The sequence below is a fragment of the Enterococcus hulanensis genome (assembly GCF_005405485.1).
Taxonomy (GTDB): Bacteria; Bacillota; Bacilli; order Lactobacillales; family Enterococcaceae; genus Enterococcus_A; species Enterococcus_A hulanensis.
The window spans coordinates 165,245-180,820 of the sequence record NZ_BJED01000007.1; the positions used below are offsets into that span (position 1 = coordinate 165,245).

The 15,576-nt window shown below is 38.9% G+C and carries 17 protein-coding genes and 1 other annotated feature; of the genes, 3 read left to right on the top strand and 14 right to left on the bottom strand.

The annotated features are described in order from the left end of the window. Positions 1-3 precede the first annotated feature (3 nt). Both FFR60_RS09665 and FFR60_RS09670 read right to left on the bottom strand, forming a co-directional pair. Positions 4-375 (bottom strand): hypothetical protein, encoded by a 372-nt coding sequence (locus FFR60_RS09665; RefSeq protein WP_137663981.1) that lies wholly within the window; start codon positions 373-375, stop codon positions 4-6. Further along, complete coding sequence (locus FFR60_RS09670; protein ID WP_088932465.1) at positions 375-1,406, bottom strand: sulfurtransferase; 1,032 nt, start codon at positions 1,404-1,406, stop codon at positions 375-377. The genes FFR60_RS09665 and FFR60_RS09670 overlap by 1 nt, the downstream gene beginning before the upstream one ends. 477 nt (positions 1,407-1,883) lie before the next feature. Between FFR60_RS09670 and FFR60_RS09675 the strand changes: the two genes are divergently transcribed. Next, positions 1,884-2,264, top strand: coding sequence for a PH domain-containing protein (locus FFR60_RS09675; RefSeq protein WP_137663982.1), 381 nt, complete (start codon positions 1,884-1,886; stop codon positions 2,262-2,264). A gap of 168 nt (positions 2,265-2,432) precedes the next feature. Here the strand turns inward: FFR60_RS09675 and FFR60_RS09680 are convergent, their stop codons facing one another. Further along, positions 2,433-2,921: a TIR domain-containing protein gene (locus tag FFR60_RS09680; protein ID WP_088932463.1), complete on the bottom strand. Its 489-nt coding sequence runs from the start codon at positions 2,919-2,921 to the stop codon at positions 2,433-2,435. 269 nt (positions 2,922-3,190) lie between these two features. Between FFR60_RS09680 and FFR60_RS09685 the strand changes: the two genes are divergently transcribed. Continuing rightward, a complete protein-coding gene (locus FFR60_RS09685; protein ID WP_137663983.1) occupies positions 3,191-3,730 on the top strand; it encodes a GNAT family N-acetyltransferase in 540 nt (179 codons plus the stop codon). A gap of 45 nt (positions 3,731-3,775) precedes the next feature. Here the strand turns inward: FFR60_RS09685 and nox are convergent, their stop codons facing one another. The 4 genes from nox to FFR60_RS09705 form a co-directional block, all read right to left on the bottom strand. Further along, the gene (nox, locus tag FFR60_RS09690) at positions 3,776-5,107 is read right to left on the bottom strand and encodes a H2O-forming NADH oxidase (protein ID WP_137663984.1); all 1,332 of its coding nucleotides are present in this window, start codon (positions 5,105-5,107) and stop codon (positions 3,776-3,778) included. 398 nt (positions 5,108-5,505) lie between these two features. After that, the gene (locus tag FFR60_RS09695; RefSeq protein ID WP_171004906.1) at positions 5,506-6,279 is read right to left on the bottom strand and encodes a hypothetical protein; all 774 of its coding nucleotides are present in this window, start codon (positions 6,277-6,279) and stop codon (positions 5,506-5,508) included. Positions 6,280-6,368: 89 nt separating this feature from the next. Next, entirely contained in the window at positions 6,369-7,697 is a 1,329-nt protein-coding gene (locus FFR60_RS09700; RefSeq protein ID WP_137663986.1) for a sensor histidine kinase, read from the bottom strand. Then, positions 7,694-8,407: a LytR/AlgR family response regulator transcription factor gene (locus FFR60_RS09705; RefSeq protein ID WP_137663987.1), complete on the bottom strand. Its 714-nt coding sequence runs from the start codon at positions 8,405-8,407 to the stop codon at positions 7,694-7,696. Before FFR60_RS09705 ends, FFR60_RS09700 begins: the two co-directional genes overlap by 4 nt. 394 nt (positions 8,408-8,801) lie before the next feature. Here FFR60_RS09705 and FFR60_RS09710 point away from each other — a divergent pair, with 394 nt between their 5' ends. After that, positions 8,802-9,473 carry a Crp/Fnr family transcriptional regulator gene (locus FFR60_RS09710; protein WP_137663988.1) on the top strand — a complete coding sequence of 224 codons (672 nt, stop codon included), beginning with the start codon at positions 8,802-8,804 and terminating at the stop codon, positions 9,471-9,473. 51 nt (positions 9,474-9,524) lie between these two features. On the opposite strand, the gene FFR60_RS09715 is transcribed toward FFR60_RS09710, so the two are convergent. The 7 genes from FFR60_RS09715 to FFR60_RS09740 form a co-directional block, all read right to left on the bottom strand. After that, entirely contained in the window at positions 9,525-9,692 is a 168-nt protein-coding gene (locus FFR60_RS09715) for a hypothetical protein (protein ID WP_171004907.1), read from the bottom strand. Positions 9,693-9,815: 123 nt separating this feature from the next. Then, on the bottom strand, positions 9,816-10,112 hold the full coding sequence (locus tag FFR60_RS09720) for a DUF3284 domain-containing protein (protein WP_307723314.1): 297 nt from the start codon (positions 10,110-10,112) through the stop codon (positions 9,816-9,818). Next, positions 10,090-10,233 (bottom strand): hypothetical protein, encoded by a 144-nt coding sequence (locus tag FFR60_RS23125; RefSeq protein WP_307723315.1) that lies wholly within the window; start codon positions 10,231-10,233, stop codon positions 10,090-10,092. The genes FFR60_RS09720 and FFR60_RS23125 overlap by 23 nt, the downstream gene beginning before the upstream one ends. A gap of 115 nt (positions 10,234-10,348) precedes the next feature. Continuing rightward, a complete protein-coding gene (msrA, locus tag FFR60_RS09725; protein ID WP_137663989.1) occupies positions 10,349-10,855 on the bottom strand; it encodes a peptide-methionine (S)-S-oxide reductase MsrA in 507 nt (168 codons plus the stop codon). A gap of 19 nt (positions 10,856-10,874) precedes the next feature. Continuing rightward, positions 10,875-11,690 carry a MetQ/NlpA family ABC transporter substrate-binding protein gene (locus tag FFR60_RS09730; RefSeq protein ID WP_137663990.1) on the bottom strand — a complete coding sequence of 272 codons (816 nt, stop codon included), beginning with the start codon at positions 11,688-11,690 and terminating at the stop codon, positions 10,875-10,877. A 73-nt stretch (positions 11,691-11,763) separates the two neighbouring features. Continuing rightward, positions 11,764-11,994 (bottom strand) — a binding site (T-box leader). Between the two features lie 99 nt (positions 11,995-12,093). Then, a complete protein-coding gene (locus FFR60_RS09735) occupies positions 12,094-12,726 on the bottom strand; it encodes an HAD family hydrolase (protein ID WP_137663991.1) in 633 nt (210 codons plus the stop codon). Positions 12,727-12,734: 8 nt separating this feature from the next. Then, positions 12,735-15,464, bottom strand: a complete 2,730-nt coding sequence (locus FFR60_RS09740; RefSeq protein ID WP_137663992.1) for a sigma 54-interacting transcriptional regulator — start codon at positions 15,462-15,464, stop codon at positions 12,735-12,737. Between the last annotated feature and the right edge of the window lie 112 nt (positions 15,465-15,576).

The window sequence follows — 15,576 nt, forward strand, 5'->3', positions numbered from 1 at the left end:
TGATTAGCTCCTTTTTAATAAAACAATGATTAGTTGCAGTAGAAATCCGATAAACAAAATACCACTTACTAAATAGTAGATTGGTGCCGTTTGTAACGTGAAGGCTAACTGCCAAATTAGAAAGGCAAGTCCAATTAAAAGCAGAATCAAGTTTTCAACACTGCGTTTTTTTAGTAATAATAAAAGCGCGATTACCACTAACAAGACCGGCAGCAAATACAACTTGCTGCCGAACGTGTTAGCCTCAACCTTATGGGAATAAAATGAGACATTTCGCATAAAGCCTAAGTGATTTTTGTAAAGATCATCTACTAGATACACTGCATAAATCAAGCCCAATTGTACTAGGTGCAGAAAATATCGAAGCATTTTCATTAGTTTAAGATCTTCACTTTATCTTCATCTCTTGGATCGCCAACTTGCACAGGATATTTGCTTGGGTCTTTTTGATGCGCTTTGTCCCAATCATACCAGCCGCCATCAAACAGTTTAACATCTTTCCAGCCTTCTTGTTTTGTAATAAAGAAGGCAGTTGCCGCACGCCAGCCGGTTCCGCAATAAAACGCAACTTCTTTATCTGGTGTGATCCCCCATTTTTTCCAAGCCGCAAAAATCTTCGTTGGTTCTTTGACAGTGCCATCGTTATTCATCAGTTGCGCCACGTCAGCACTTGTTTTACTTGATTTTGCGTAAACCGCGCCTTCTGGTTCGCCAGCATTCTCAATGTAATCATAGCCGCTGGTTTTCCCTGTAAATTCTTTCCAAGAACGGATACTTGCCAATACCAAGTCAGGATTTTTTTCTTTTGCCGCCAATAAATCGGCTGATGTTGAAATTAAAATTTCTGGACGTGCAGGAACCTCTGTACCAAAATCTTTCGCTATTGGTCCTGCTTCAAGATCACCGCTTACTTTATAATCGGCTTTTTCCCAAGCCTTCAAGCCGCCGTCTAAAATCTTCACATCATCGACACCCAGCCAGTAAGCCACAAAAGCCACGCGAGCTGCCGCGTTGATATCGCTAGAATACACAACCAGAGGAGTTGATTTAGTCACTCCGCGTTTTAAGAAAACTTTTTTACAGGTTTCTGCGTCTAAAATATTCCAATTGTTTTCTTCCGTTTCGATTTCCATTGTATCGATATGAAGCGCACCTGGAATATGTGCTTTTCTGTAGTCTTTTCCTTCGCCATATGATGCCTCGATCACGACCGTTTCATCGTCATCCTTCAGTTTCTTATTCAACCATTTAGCATTTACAAAGAAATCATCCTCTTTGATATCTTTGCTTTTCACTAAACGTTGAACCTTGTTGGATTTATCCGCCGCATGGACCTCTTCGGTTTTTGAATAGACAACTAATGCTGTTAATAGTAGACAGCTGATTACTGCAAACACTTTTTTCATCTTCTTGCTCCTTTAAAAGTTTGATTTTTCACTTGAAACGTTTTCAGCAGTATCAAAGACCACTTTTGTGCACAACAAAAAAACATACTTAATAAGTATGTTTCCTCCCTGAAACTATTTTTTTACACACCTAATAGCCCTTTTAGCTGGTCGCAAAAAAAGTTGAGCGGAGGAAAGTCAGTTGTTCTGCTGGCTTAGAAACTCTAAGTAATGATTGATTTCACAGTCACCGTTGATAGTTTTTAAGCATGAGAACACCTCCAACCTCCCAATTTTTAAACCGGGCTCTTTTCCCTTCCGAGTATAACGAAAGCCCCTTAGATAAGCAAGGGCATTTTAGTTAAAAAGAACAAAAATAATTATTGTGAAAGTATGACTTTGGTTTGAACTCATTTTACTTGAAGTTGATTAGCAGTGGTCTTTTTAAAATCAATCGGCTAAAATTAGTTTAGTGATTAAAAAGGAAGAGGGTTGTTTATGAGTATTTTTGATGGATTGATGGGAAACGCCAGTCAGCATAATAACGAGGCGGTTGAAAAGAAATTAGCTGAAGTGTTAATAACGGGAGAATCAGTTTCTCTAGCTTTTAAATTGGTCCGGGATTTGATTGTCTTTACTGATTTTCGTTTAATCTTGGTTGATAAACAAGGGATGACTGGAAAAAAGGTCGAGTACAAATCAATCCCTTATCGCTCCATTTCACGTTTTTCAGTAGAGACCAGCGGACATTTTGATTTGGATGCGGAACTGAAGATTTGGATTTCCAGCACTGAGCTGCCGGCAGAAACGATTCAATTTAGAAAAGATAAGAATATCGTGGCTGTGCAAAAAGCCTTGGCCTTAGCTTTATCAAAATAATTGAAAAGGACAAGATTTGAACTTTCTGTTCAAATTCTTGTCCTTTTCTTCTCTCCCAAAAACGCTATTTTGTTTATCCCCTTTATTCTTCTCATTCGCCCTCATAATCTCCTTTAAATAATCAGCGAGCACTTCACAGAAATCCAAATAGAAAACCGGAAAATTTATTTACTGTTCTTTCACCTTAGCAAGATTTTCGATCCACTTTTCAAGATTATTGTAGCCATCATTTTTGATGTAATCATATTCCCCATCTATGATCTCATCAAACCAAAGCAGTTCACCATTTTTTCTCTTTCCAACGATTTTCACCACTGATTGGCTGATCGATGTTTTCTGACTAAGATTTTTGACTTTGCCGATTTTCAAAGCCATGATCGCATTGCCTCGTTCGTAGCTCTGCTCGATTTCATATTGAACATACTTTGAATCCAGTGTTTCGCTTCCGATCAATACGACTGTCACAGAGGTTCCGGCTAACTGCTTATCGATCCATCGCCTGATACTATCTTCACCATCACGTTTGATCCGTTCAAATTCGGCCTTATTGATAAAACCAGACTCTTCATTTTCCTTTAAAGCCCAATTATTTTTAACAACCAGCGCCCTTGATAAATCATTCTCATAGTAAAAACTAAAAAAAACTCTTTTTGACATAAAACTACCTCCCAAACTTTTTCATTACTCAAAAACTGCAATAAATTTCCATCCTCAATTACTTACAAAAATTTCTTGACAATCCCGAATAAGTCTGAATTCCGATTTCTCTATTCATTATATAATACCTATCGCGAGCATTGGCTCCATTTTCTTTATAATAGATGTTTTATGGAGAACAAACGTTTTGCTGAAATAGCAAATACTAGCTGGCTTTTGTATTTCTGCCGTGATACGCTTTTGATAAGAGAAGAATTGGAGGTTTTGTTATGTTGGATAAATCAGTTCCTTTTATTCCATTTACGATGTTCCGCCCGTCGAACGCTCCTGCGCTGCCGGAAATTCAATTACCTGATGGCTATCGCATGGTTTTTTATCAACCGGGAGATGAAAAAGATTGGTGTCGCATCGAAACAGCTGTCTTAGAATTCGAGACAGAAAAAGATGCGGCTGACTACTTCAAAAATTCTTTCGCGCCATTTCAGGAAGAATTGAAAAGAAGGATGCTCTTTATTGAAAACCCTCAAGGTCAAAAAGTCGGCACCTTTACTGCATGGTGGACAGAAGACGGGTATCCTCGGCTTCACTGGTTAGGCGTTATACCTGAAGAGCAACGAAAAGGATTGGCAAAAGCACTGGCGATTCGTGTCACCCAATTACTTCATGATTACTATCCTGACCAAGATCTTTATTTAAGCACCCAAACTTGGAGTCATCATGCTGTTAAGCTGTATGAGAAATTACATTATCAAATCTTTCAGGATCAAAACTATCAAAAAATTTTAGATATTATAAATACTGGCAAATAAAAAAGCGGAGCTATTGCAAAAAATGCAGCAGCTCCGTTTTTTATTTTATTCAGCCCCTAAAGCAGCCATCGTAATATAATTATACGGCTGGTTAAAGTGCGGCAGGAAGAAGATATCTAACAATTTTAATTTATCGATCGTCACTTGTTCTTCGATTGCTAATGAGAACATGTGGATTACAGCAGAAATATCTTCTGTCGATGATAATTGGGCGCCAACTACTCGACGAGAATCTTCTTCATAAACGATTCTGATTTTTACAGTCGCATTTTCTTTCATAAAGCCTGGACGCTGAAGGTCCTCAAAGTCCGTATACTTGACCTTGATACCATTTTTCGCAGCAGCTTCCACCGATAAACCAGTCGAAACCATGTGGAGACCAAAAATCGAAATACCATTTGAGCCTTGTACACCAGTCGATTCTAAGCCCACTCCGCCAACATTATAACCAGCAACAATACCCGAACGGACTGCATTAGTAGCCAACGCGATATAGGTCGTATCCTGCAGCGCATTTGAATAGATCGTTGCGCAGTCACCGACAGCATAGACATCTGGATCGCTTGTTTGTTGATGACGATCCACTAGATAAGCACCGTTCTTGAATAATTCTAAATGCTCTTTGCCCAATTCATTGTTCGGCAAGAACCCGATTGCATTGATGACTAGATCAACACCGTATTCACCCTTATCAGTCACGATCGATTCAACTTTGTCGGCTCCCTTATATTCCAGCGCCAATTCACCGAAGTGCAGCTCAATCTCATGTTCCTGCAAAATAGCATCCATATCGTCGGTAAACCATTTATCATAGTAGCTTGGTAAGGAACGTTCCATTGCATCGAACAGCAGGACGTCTTTACCGCGACGCTTAGCTGCTTCGGCGATTTCCACGCCAATATAGCCAGCACCGATTACCGCAACCTTATTAATTCCCTCTGTGCTTAGAAGCTGGTCAACGGCCTGTCCATCTTGGAATCTTTTCAGGAAGTGGATATTTTTTAAGTCGCGGCCTGGAACTTTTGGAGAGATCGGAACCGAGCCAGTTGCTAAAATCAATTTATCATAGGATTCAACGAAAGCTTCGTCATTCTTATCGATGCAGTGAACCTCTTTTTTATCATAATCGATTCGATCAACGGTTGTTTCCATAGAGATTTTTGCACCCTTAGCTTCAAAATCTTCGCGCTTAGTATAGAAGAGATTTTCATAAGAATCGATCTGTCTTCCTACCCACAAGGCAGTTCCGCAGCCTAAATAGCTGAGATTATTGTTGCGATCGATCATCACAACTTCTTGATCCTCGAAGTTGTCTAAGAGCGTGTTTGCTGCAGCGATACCAGCATGGTTTGTACCTACAATCACAGTTTTTGTCATAAATTTTCCTCCCTCAATATGCAAACGTTTTCAATACAAAATTATTGTAGCATACTTCACATGCAATTTTTATAAAAATGCAAATCATTTAAAATAACTTCTAAAATTGCACAAACGTAGTATTAAAGCTCCCTATTACTTTTAAAAAAAAGTTAGTTATTCAACGTAATTTTCATTTAACTTTTTACAATTCCTCATATTGAATGAGAGTATTTTTAACATACTTATAAATCCATTCTTTTTTTGATAAGCATCTCAGGATTAAAAAATTATGAAACAAAAAAAGCAGCATGCTTTGATCACATGCTGCTTTACTTGATTGAAATTTCGTTGGGAATCTTTTTCAACACTACTATCCATTTATTCAAATATGGATTTTAAAGAACGATCGTTGAAGCTCAAATCTTATTTAATAAAGATTTTGTATCTTTTGAAACCTTCAAGTACAGATCAGGAGAGCCTAAAGACATGAATGTTTGTTTGAAAACGACATAGTCTTGATCAGCATAAGTAAGATAGCGTCCTACCTCCTTCATCTTCTTGCCTGATGGTAAATTTAATTCCTGATAAATGACATATTCATATTTTGCCTGCTTAGCTATCGGTGCGTTAAAAATCAATTCCCAATCATCTGTTTTAATATCGGAAAAAAGTTTCGAAATTTCAGAAGTCGTTGCTAAGTTTTTTAAAACGCTGCCGTCTTTAGCAGAGACAATCTCAATGCGCTGTTTCTTAGAACCATTTAGCAACTCGCGATTCAATGTACTGTTACAGGTTTCCCAAGCATCTCGAGATAGATCTTGCTTCAGTTCTGAGTCCTCACTCTGCTTAGGCTTCGATTCAGAGTGCGCCTCGAAACTCAAATTAGTCAAGCTTTCAACCTTTTGATTAACTGTACGATCTAACGAGTTTTCCCAGATAACACCCATAGGAACGCTATCGTCATAATCTTCATATTGTTCGCGGATCTCCTTTGCGGTCTCCTCTATCGAATGACTTATGCTTTCAATCATTGAGGCCTCTTCGGGAAGCCTTTCTTCAAAATTGGCTGCCGTTTCATGATTTAATGCGTATTTAGTAAAAACAACATTTCCCACTAATTCCAGTGCAAATACTACTCCAAGCCCAATAACAATTCCCATCAATACCTTTACCACTTTTTTCATTTCCATTTCCTCCTGCTGCATTTTAATTTGTTGAATTTTTCCTTTCAACTTATGAAATTATCATAGCGCAGTTCGTGAGGAATCCTGATTACTTGTCATTTTTGGGTAGAGTAATTGTCATTTTTGGGTAATTGAAGATAAAGTGTAATCGTTATAACAAATTTGCCGCCTTCAGCTTTCACCAGCATCGAGCCGTTTTCTTCAACTATCTTTTGTACGTTTTTCAGCCCTAAACCATGGACTAGCGAATCTTCTTTGGTGGAACAAGGCAATCCATCTTGCCATTTCTCAATCGGTAATGAGCTGTTCTCAAGCTGAATAAACAGCATCTCATTAGCATAAGAAAGCCGAATATTAACAAATCGCTGTTCAAATTCCAGTGCAAGACAAGCTTCCTTCGCGTTATCCAAGAGATTGCCAAAAATTACAACAGCTTGTTCAAAATTTAACTGAAGACTTGGCGGAATATGGGTTTGAATATCTATCGGAATTTTTTCTGACGCTAATTCAGCAATTTTTATATTTAAAATTGAATCTAGTCCTGGATTACCAGTAGAGATCACTGTGTTAATTTTGCCAAGTCGTTGAGCTACTGAGTCCAAATAAGCTACTAATTCGCCGCTATCGGCAGTCGTCGAAGCTAGTTGAGAAGCTGTCCGCAAATGATTTTTCATATCGTGGTTCAAGGCAGCGATTCGCTTTTGAGCTGTATGCAATCGCGTATAGTATTCATTTTGCATTTGCAGCTGTTGATCCAGCAGAGCTTTTTCCCTGGTTGCCTTCACCATGGTTGCCAGAGAATCATAAAGCATGAGTAAAATACTGTTGATAAACAACATAGCGAATGAAAGCGGGATGACCATTGCACTCCAGATTTTTTGCGATTGCAAAATCACAGCATAGTAGCAGCATACATAAGACACCAAGCAAATCGTCGGAATCAGCAGCAGCATGAACCACATATTCTTCGGGAGCTGCTGAGTCTGCCGCGAAGTAGTGTAGCGTAATAATTCATACAAGATTGCTAAACCGATATAATAAATCAGCCATAAAAATCCAACATATAAGAAAGAAAGAATGGGTCCTTCAAAGACTGGCTGCGGCAAGACTCGGGTTATCAAATCAAAGAGCAGCATCCAGTATACGCTGATGGAAAACATTACCAGCCCGACTAAGGCCATTCTCTGACGATCCTTCTCATAACCGGACAACAAAATCATACTGACTAAAACGGTAACATAGGGCAGCGGGCGAAAGCCAAGCAAAATAAGCACGGCTAAAACACCGAGACACAAGATCCATCTTTTCACACGCATCCCTCGGGCTTCTTGCCTCTTAATGAAAACATGATTAAATAGTCGAGTAACTAAATAGAAGTTAATCGGTATAAAAAGACCAATCACAACAATTTCATAAGCGCTCATTCACCACACCGCCTTTCCATAAACAACAGATGCCGCTCTTTGATTTCACGTTGATATCTCTTACTGATCGGCAGGATCGCCCCGTCAGAAAGAATCACCTCTGCCTGTCTGATTGAACGTACGTACTCTAAGTTCACGAGAAAAGAGACATGTGTTTGAGCGAATATATTTTTATCAACTGTTTCGGCAATTTTCGCAATCTTTCCATAAATCTCTGTTTCTCCAGAAATACTATGGATCGTCACTTTGCGTCCGCTGCTTTCAAAAAACAAGATATCTCTATAAAGAAGCTGGTGCTTTTCATGACCTACATTATAGAAAAACAGCTGACCTGAAGTATTGATGTGCTGAACAGCCGCAGATAATGAACGATTGAGCTCCGCAGCTTTTACCGGCTTGCGCAGGAATCGAAAAGGCAGTACCTCAAAAACATCATAAACGAATTCCTGATGATCCGTTATAAACAGTATTAAAGCATTCTGGTCATGCCGACGAATAAGCGTCGCTGCTTCAATGCCGTTTAGTTCAGGCATCTCGATATCCATTAAGTAGATATTGTACTGCGTCTGATTAGCACTTATATAATCAATCAGTTTCTTTCCATCATAAAAGACATCCAAGCTACAATCGAGAATCCCGAGTGTCTGTATACTTGCTTCCACATGCTGGGCAATCGACCGGTCGTCGTCGCACAAAGCAATTCGTATCATAAATTCCTCCACGTAGTAATTCGTTTAATAGTTTCTTCCGATTAGTCGAGACAAATATTGCTGGGTCTTTTTTTCTAATTTAATCTGGCTGCATTTACTTAGTATACTGGGTAAAAAAGGACCGCTACTAACTCACAATAAAGGAATTGCAGATCATGGTCAAGGTTACTTAATAAAATACCGGATCAATCTGATTGCCTGCTTTTATGAAAAGTACGGATGTTTGTTCAGCAGATATTTCATCGGTGATATTCATCAATAAAGGCTGGTTTAAATTATTTTCTACTATAATAAAATAATTACTTCTAAGTGATCGAATTCTCGGCAGCGGAAGTCCATTCATAGTAAAATACTTATGAATTGAAAAACGGTTGCGAAAAGTGAGGTGAATCATATGACAGGAAATCTAAAAAAGCATCATTTGGATTTACTAGATAAATACGGACTTTTGGATCATCAAGCTACTTGCGAAGTTCGCCATTACAATTCAGGCGAGACAGTTTTTTCGCAAGGCGTGGAATATAAGTACATCATGATCGTTGTTTCTGGCAAAGCCAAGGTCTGCACCAGCGCTCCAAGTGGAAAAGATTTGGTGTTAGCCTACTATCTTTCAAGCGGTTTGATTGGCGACGTTGAACTAATGTCTAATACAAGTTATGCGACTGCCTCGGTGATCACTCTTTCTCCTTTTGAGGTAATCGTTGTGCCTTTTCATGATGACCACGATTCGATTTTTAAAAATCTCACCTTCATGACTACGTTGGCCAAGGGGCTTTCAGAGAATCTGATCAACAGCTCTCACAATTACACCTCCAATGCACTATATTCTGGCGAACAGCGGTTAAGTACCTATATCCTTCAAGGAGCCTACAAAAATTACTTCTTTGATAATTTGACCGATGTCGCTGCCACTATTGGCATCAGCTATCGTCATTTGCTGCGGCTGCTGAATAAATTGTGCGATGACGGCATTTTGCAAAGGGAAAAAAGAAAATTCAAAATTATAGATGAGGAACAGTTAAAGGAACGATCCTCAGAGGCAGAATATTTTAAAATCAATTATTAATAAAAAAAGAAGCCGTCCGACTCCCTCAGTTCTAGAGAAGCGGATGGCTATCTATTTTAGCTGTTGATTTATAAGCGCTCTGCGCAAAATTTGATTTTTACGTTGTTCTTCCAGCTCATTGATACGTTCCCAATAAATCAATTTGGATTGGTATTTTTTCCATTGTTTAATTGCGGTTAAACCGATAATGCAAAGAATGAATAAGATAAGGATCATCATAGTAAGCACCTCCTATATCTGTATTCTATTGCTTTATCGGAATAACCATTAGGACATATGTCACATTTGAGAAAATTTTTTTGAAATTTTTCTCAAACACAATCTCGCTTGCTTTTTTGATTTTTAAGCGTGAGAATTTTTTGCCAAATAAGCGGCTAAATCATGGACATAGGTTTGCTGCTGTTTCTTTAGATAGCTCTTTACAAAGGGCTTCATGTAGAATTTTTTCGCAGTGACATCCTCCGTAAAAATAATTTTTGTTTTGCGAGCGGCTAGCTTTTGAAATTCACCGGTCCATTTTCCGGATATATTATCATTCTCCATTGTGAACGCGTAAAACTGCGGCGAATCAAACGCAGTAATCGTAAACTTCGTGGGATAACCCTGTTTAGTATACTCAATAAAAACTTTTTTGATCATCACTTACTTCGATCGAGCTGAGATCACTTCGCCACTCGCTAGTTGATAATGACGTGACTACCTCCCAAACCCTGTCAATATTCTCATCAAAAACCGCTTCGATTTTCATTGTCGTCATCATATAGCCCCCTTTTTTATCATTATAAATCGCATGATAATCAAAAACCTCTCGATACTTAGACACTTTCTGCGAGGTTTTTATCGGGATCAGTCAAGTTGACTTTTAAAGCTTGCGATTACCAAAACTCACCAATAAATTTCTTTCTTCTTTCTGCATTCTTTTTATAGTTCTCGGGATTTCTTTGATAATAATCTTGATGCTCGGCCTCGGCTGGATAAAAAGCAGCAGCCGGTTCGATTTGCGTTACGATCGGTTGATCAAATCGGCCGCTATTTTGCAATGCCGAACGACTGTCTTCGGCGATCTTTCTTTGCTGCTCATCAAAATAATAGATGACCGGGCGATAGCTGCTGCCGCGATCTTCAAATTGACCGAAGGCATCTGTCGGGTCGGTTTGCTGCCAATAAATCTCAACTAATTCCTTAAAGGAAATCAAAGCCGGATCAAAAATTATTTCAACGGCTTCTGTATGTCCTGTTGTTCCGCTTTTTACTTCTAAATAAGTAGGATTTGCTTTTGATCCTCCTGTGTAACCAGAAATCACTGATTCGATTCCGGGCAGACTGTCAAACGGTTTGACCATACACCAAAAACATCCGCCTGCAAATATTGCTCGTTCCATTCTTTTCACCTATCCTTTTTTATTCATTCACGGGAACGATCGAGCCGCCCCATTTTTTCTCGATCCATTTTTGGACTTTAGGTTCATGCAGGACTTCAACGATTTTTTTGAGGTCCTCATTATTTTTATCACTCGATTTCACCGCGACAATATTGACATAAGGAGAATCGTTTTGTTCGATCATCAATGAGTCTTTTACTGGATTCAGTCCTTTTTCGTAGGCAAAGTTAGAGTTAATCGCCACCAGATCGCCTTCGTTGTTTTCATAGGCCGAAGTCAACAGCGTTGGATCGACACTATGTTCAAAAACCAAATTCTTAGGATTTTCTGTAATGTCGTCGAAGGTAGCCTTGTCGATCGCTATGCCGGATTTGATTTTTATCAACTTATTTTTGACAAAAATATTCAACACACGTCCCCATTCAGAAGGTACATTTGAAACGATCACTTTTGCTCCATTTGGAATATCACTGACTTTTTTTATCTTATGCGAGTAAATCCCCATCGGTTCCAGATGGATTGCTCCAATATTTGAAAATTTATAGCCGTTCTCTTTCTTTTGCAGGTTAAAATACGGAACGGTTGAAAAATAATTGGCATCAATATCTCCATTTTCTAAAGCCTTATTCGGCAAAACATAGTCATCGAACTTTACAATTTCCAAGTCAATTCCTTTTTTCTTCAGCTCAGGCTTGATATGCTCCAAAATCTCCGCATGGGGCGTTGGCGAAGCGCCAATTTTCACCTTATCTGTTTTCTCAGCCCCACTTGAAGTACAAGCTGATAGTAATAAAAAGCAACTTAAAACCAAAATTACGAAACCAAATTTTTTCATACAAACACTCTCCCAATTCTTTTTGACAAATAAAAAAAATATCCATCCCTTTATCTACCAGCTTACTGATAAATAAAGGGACGAATATTTTCGCGTTACCACCCTTATTCGCATTATTCTCAAAATAATACCTCAACGATACAAACATATCCGGCGATATAACGGTCGCTTCCCGTCCAGCTTGCGTGAACAAGCTGAAGACTCAGAGCTCATCTTCATTGATTTTCCACGATCCCTCTTTTCACCTGCCGAGGGTCTCTTTAATCGTTTCACGATCAATTACTCTTCTCTTCAATGTCTCATTATTGATTGGGTCAATTCTAATATAAACAAAACTGTTTTGCAACAAGAAATTATCAAAAGAAAACTCCTTACGCTTATTTGTAAGGAGTTTTCTTTATATTTACTTGGCTAAACGCGGCAATGTAATTAATTCATTTAGATCATTAATGATACTATCAGCCGCTGTTTGATCCATCTGAAAAGGCTGTTTTAAAGCAACTGTGTATATGCCGGCTGCTTTAGCCGCGGCAATCCCTAAGGTGGAATCCTCAACTGCTAGGTTGTCATCGCAAGCTAGTTTAGCTTGGCAAATTAAATAGATTTCCGGATTGGGTTTGCTTTCTCTTACCTCTTCTCCGCTGATCGTATAAGAAAAATAATTCTTCAATTGGCAATCCATTAGCATCTGATCAATCTCGCTGCGAGGCGAGGACGATGCCAAACCTAGAGAAAAACCAGCGTCAGTTAAAGCATTCAACACTTGAGGCACTGAATCTCTTAATGCTTTTGAAAAATCAATGCGATGCTGTGTTTTATAATGAAGGTATTCTTGACGAAGCTGTTCCCGCTTGATTTCATCGTTAGGAATCAGCACCTCCCAGGTTTGTTTTTCAGAGTTGCCAACATAGTCATCAAATTGATCCGAGCCCGGCCGGATTCCTTTGGCTCTAAAAAAATCCATTCGACGTTCGAAATAGAACGGCTCACTATCGATTAATACCCCATCCATATCAAATATTATTGCTTTTTTCATTTTTTCACCTAGTCCTTCACAATGTCATTTAATAAGCGCAGCTCCAACAAAGGAATCTCGATCGTATATTCCTTTTCTACTTTCTGAAACGCCTGATGAATCAATTCCATATTATGGCCTTCTTGTTGGACATAGTCTTCAATATCCTCTTGCTCATCCACACTTTCCTTGCGTAAAATTCGTTCGATCATAGAACAGCAATGCATATACAGCAGGAACAGCTGATTATTTGAAAACTCGATTCCCATTAATTTCTCAAGCTCCATTACAGCTTTTTGAACAAGCCTAAGGACCTTCGTCGCATCAAGGATCGTTAAATTCTCCACGATTTTATTAATTGAGAAATTGAAGATCAACTGACTTTTGAAGACTTCATCGTCAATATCGACTTGTTCATGCAGAATTTGAGCAAATTCTGAAACCGCTTCTCCATTAATCAGCTGATCCAAGCCAATATAAGGAACTTGATTGATCTTTGGATTTTCCGTGCCGACGATCATTAAAACATCATACAGCTGAAATGGGGTTTCATACATTTTGTTTTCCGCTAGTTTTTTATAATCATAAGGCAGGATCGTCAGCTCTTTTGCAGAATCACCCAAACATTTCTGCAAAATCTCTTGGATCTGAGTCGCACTGCCCATTCCAGTGTAACAGCAAGTAAGGATCGCTTTTTTCTTATTCACTTCTGGAATGATCAACTGTTTTTGGATGCGATTTTCCACCGTTATTGCTTCATACACATCGGTCACGCTATTGCCGTTAATGATATGCTGGCCTACTTCTAAAACAAGCGGCGTGCTAACATTATCAATGATGACTAAGGGGCTCTTTATATGATTCGATAAGCGTTCCCCTAATTGATTAAAAGAACCCATATCCACCAGTAAAATCAAGCCAGAGTCTGTACGATAATCATTGATATAACGAATGATTTGCGCTTCTACCTTATCCAAAGTAATATTGATCGGCATGTCATAGGCTTGAAAGACATTTTTTCCCAGCATGCGATTCACGACATTGGCTAAGCTGCTGGCGGTTGAATAGCCATGAGCCAATACCACACATTTCACATCATTTGGCAGGTCGCTGATTTGCAGACTGTAAAAATAGAAAGTGACAAAAACAATGTCTTCTTCCAGTAATTGCTGGTCTAACTGTTGAGACAGATAATTCAACAGTTTTTTCGCATACCAAAAAGGCGTTTCCAAAAAGGTATCCAAAAATTCCATCAGCTCATTTTTTTGCTCTTGCCATTCATAATGACTGCTCAATATATCGGTATTGTCCTTCAAATATAGATAACTGGCTAAAGAAACTACCCGATTACCATCTTGCTCGAAGCCATAATTTTCATACATCATATCCAAGGTTTGGCGAATATGGTAAGTCAATACTGAATACAGCGATTCTTCTTTTTCATAGGTCCCCTGAAAAATGAATTCATCCATCATCTGAGTGACCCGAGCCACATTATCCTCAATAAACTTATTTGCCAGATTCTCTTTTTGTTTAACCTTTTTGAAGTCTGAAACAACTTCAGTAAAGAAATTTCGCAGCAGCTGGGTTTCTTTGCTTTCCAAATGGATTTGCTGCGTGGTATTTGGCAGATAGGTTCGATTGGACATCTTCTTTTTCGGCTTGCTGAATTGTTCTTTGAACTTGAGATTGTATTCCAACGGCAAATCCTTTAAACGAACAGCAATCGTTTCCCGGTTTTTCTGATGAACATAAGCATTGCCGCAGGCGTACTTGATAATGTTCTTGATCTTGCCGACATTTCCTTCTAAATCACTGTTTAATAGAAAATCGATCATTTGGTAAGAAACCTGCAGCTCCTTATCAAGGATATTGCTCTCTGTAATAAAGAAGGAGTCAATCAAACGCAGACGTTCTGATTGTGGCCGATTCTGGAATTTTGGCAAGGTAACGATGACTGGCAGCCGTCTTAAAAAAGTCGGCAAAAAGGCCGAATAAACATTTTCAGTCGTCGCAAAGATCAGACGAACATTGGCTTTTCGCCGAATACTCGTATCCCCCATCGGCGAAAACTCGCCAGAATCCATGAAAGTAAATAATTTTTCCTGGCCCTCTTCTGATAGACGATGAACCTCATCTAAAAATAAGATCCCGCCATCTGCCTTTTCAATCAGGCCGCTGTGTTCATTATCTGCTCCCGTGAAGGCCCCTTTGGTATGGCCAAATAATGCCGAGGATAGTAATTCCGGATTATTAAAATACTGGGCACAGTTATAAGCGATAAACGGAGCCTTCCCATCGATTACTTTTTGCTCTTTGGCATATTCATAGATTTTTTCTGCTAAAAAAGTTTTGCCCGAACCGCTGACTCCCATCAATAAGATCGGTAATCCATTATGAGGATATAAAACAGCCGTCTTGATTTGATCGATGGCTTCCTTTAAGCTGCCGTTTGCTCCGATGATTTTTTCGATCGCAGTTCCTTGGTCCTGTGCAAACAATTCCTCCAACGAATCATACTCTAATTTGACAGTCTCAATCGAGGCATCCTCTAAAGCTTTCTTATGTAGGAACAAGACGGGGTAGCTCTTTATTTTTACTAGTTCCCCCTCGCGAAATGCTTGATTCAAGTAGCTGCTGATGGTACTTCGATTTAGTTGCAGTGACTCAGCGATCTTATAAGCCGAAAAACGCTCCTCGGACCCCTCTTTTAAATTCATTGTCAGTTCATATAAATAGTCATCTAATTCTTTTTTCATTTTTCATCACCTGCTTTTCATCGATTTTTGTACCTTCATCTCTATTGTATAGCATTTCATTTGTTCTAAGGCTCATAAATTTTTAATAAAGCGAAAAAACCGAGACGAAGTA